This window comes from Acetobacter musti, from assembly GCF_011516835.1.
GTDB lineage: Bacteria > Pseudomonadota > Alphaproteobacteria > Acetobacterales > Acetobacteraceae > Acetobacter > Acetobacter musti.
Genome location: NZ_WOTB01000085.1, coordinates 1 through 2,662, shown reverse-complemented (window position 1 = coordinate 2,662; position 2,662 = coordinate 1). Strand labels below are relative to the sequence as shown.

Annotated in this window: 1 protein-coding gene; it reads left to right on the top strand. The window is 56.5% G+C overall.

Annotated features, from left to right (window positions below):
- The first annotated feature begins 139 nt into the window (after positions 1-139).
- Positions 140-2,494 (top strand): ATP-binding protein, encoded by a 2,355-nt coding sequence (locus GOB93_RS20715; RefSeq protein ID WP_173585247.1) that lies wholly within the window; start codon positions 140-142, stop codon positions 2,492-2,494.
- The last annotated feature ends 168 nt before the right edge of the window (positions 2,495-2,662 follow it).

The window sequence follows — 2,662 nt, the reverse complement described above, 5'->3', positions numbered from 1 at the left end:
CCGACACAGGATGTCCGCTTACCAAAACCTTGAGCGACTCTCTTTACGACCGACATGACGGCGACTGCCGCCTGTCTGCTCCTACATCACTGAGCAGACAGGCGGACTAGGCGGGAAAGCGGTCCGTCGGGTATCCGACATGAACAATCAGAAGCGGACGTTTCCGCCAATTCCGGCCCGGTTCAGCCTTCGCTGTTTCAATAACGCCGATCTCACGAGACATTTGACAGCGATGTCGAAATCCAACTACCCGAAGCCGAAGGCTCCACGTACTTTTGCGACGGGGGGCGGCAATGCGACTGCTTCTGGGGTCAACTTCCAGCAAAGCCTCGGCGCAGTCTTTGGCCTTTGGCTTATCACCGAAACCTCTGTTGATCCCCGTCTTCAGCTCGGGAGCGCGAGGATCACCACCTTTCGTATGGAAACCGAAGCGCCGCTGGATGATGCGTTCGCAACGACCTCGGTCGGCGGGATAATTTGCGGTCAGGCCAAGAATACGTTGTCCCTATCCGACAGCCTGAGCAGCGAGTTCGGCAAGACGGTTGATCAGATCGTTCGCCAATGGCGTCTCTGCCGGGATGGCACGGGTGATCTCGAGTGGAATCGCCCACTCGACCCGGCGAAGGACCGGCTTTTGATCGCCATCGGCCCCGCGTCTCCAGCAACTACACGCTACAACTTAGCTAAGGGACTTGAAGCACGGAGGCAACCAGGTCATCCAGTGCTTACCGCTCCCGAAACCAAAGCGCTTAGCCAATTCGACGCTTGTGTCCGACTAGCGTGGACGGCGACCGGAACAGCCGAACCCCTCACCGACGAAATCCTAAAAGCTATCTCCCACCTGACTTATGTTTACACCATTGATCCAGAGGGCTCGGACCGGGGGGCTTGGTCCGCCACCTTAAACCCGGTGCTGAAGACACAAGCCGATGCCCAATCTGTCTTTAATCTATTAGAGCGGATTGCTGGTGATCTGATGAGCGCACGCGGCGGAAGGACATTATCGACCCTTCGTGCTGATCTGATGACGCGCGGTGCATGCCTCGCTGCCAGGCAAGACTTTCGCAAAGATATTGACACCCTAAGCACCTACTCCCTTCGAACGGAACAAACGCTGGCTGAACTGGAGGTTGTTGAAGCGGGGAACGGTGATCTGGTCAGTATCACGCGTCATTGTCAGTCGGCCGTCAATGCGGCGGCGCTCGGAGGACATCTGCTCCTGATCGGCGAGCCGGGCGCCGGGAAGAGCGCGGTGATCAATGCCCTTGGCCGAGCGCTTAGGTCGCAGGGAAATGATGTGGTGCAATTGGCTGTAGACCGCTTTTCGGTCGAGTCACTTGAGGGAATATCCCGGGCGCTCGGACTGGACCATGATCTCCCTACGGTATTGAGAGCTTGGGACGGCCCGAGCCCGGCTTTCCTCCTAATTGATGCGCTCGACGCCAGCCGTGGCCAATCCGGCGAAGCAGCATTCAAGCGCCTGATCGAGGCAGTCATCGAACTTAAAGGTCGCTGGACGGTAATAGCGTCCAGCCGCATTTTTGATTTGCGGCTCGGCCAGAACTTCCAATCTCTGTTCAAAGGTACACCGCCGGAGAAGGGGCTGCAGGGTGAAGGTTTTGCCAACGTGCGGCACATCCAGATTCCACCTTGGTCCGATGACGAATTCGCTGAGCTCCTTGGCCTCGCCCCACGTCTTGCAGCAATTCTTACGCAATGCAGCACAAAGCTGCGCGAACTGGCCATGGTGCCGTTTAACATGCGGCTCTTGGCCAGTCTGGTCGCGACCGGTGCTGTTAGCGGGGATTTCGAGGGAGTCGACTCCCAAATTGCTCTACTGAATCTCTATTGGGACAAGCGTGTCCGACCCCACGGAGTAGTAGCCGAAGTGTGCCTACGCAACGTCGTGCAGGACATGATAGCTGTTGGTACACTTCGCGCTCGACGGCTTAAAGTCGCCGACGCCAATGCTACGATGCTCGACACACTCATGGGCGAAGGCATCCTCATTTCTAGCAACGCGGAGCGGTCGGTACATTTCCGACACCATCTCCTCTTCGACTACGTTGCCAGCCGAGTGTTTCTTGATCCTGACGACATTATCAACGGAAGTTTGACTTTCCCCAAGGCTCAAGGTCTAGGACTGTTAATAGCCCCGGCGATGGGTTTCCTACTGCAATCTCTGTGGGTGGAGGACGCCAATCATCACGGGTTCTGGAGTGCGGTAATCAACCTGCTTAGCGTGCCAAAATGCGATCCTATCATCCGTAGCGTTGCCGCTCGCATGGCCGCGGAACTGCCCATTACGTCCACTGACGTGGATGCTTTCGCGTCAAAAATCAACAGCGGTTCCCCTGATGCAGTCGCCGCTTTCCCTCACGTCGCTGGTGCCATGGGTCTACTTGGTACTTGTGCTATCGACACGACCGGAGCCGTTCATCGGTGTTCTTCGAATGATGTGCTTCATGCTCGTCGAACGTGTACAGGATGCTAAACTGCGCGCCGACCTTGGCTCCGCAGTTCGCGCGCTGTTGACCTACGGCTTTACCTTAGTGTCTGACCGAAAATGAGTTGAGTGATTTCAGCGGGTTATGATTCATGGGTTTGCGATAACCTGATGAGATCAAGATGGCCTGGACTGAAATCACCCGAGCGCAGTATC

What these genes read in the sequence shown, in the direction of transcription:
- GOB93_RS20715 (WP_173585247.1), top strand. Translation starts at nt 140, where the DNA reads ATGAACAATCAGAAGCGGACGTTTCCGCCAATTCCGGCCCGGTTCAGC.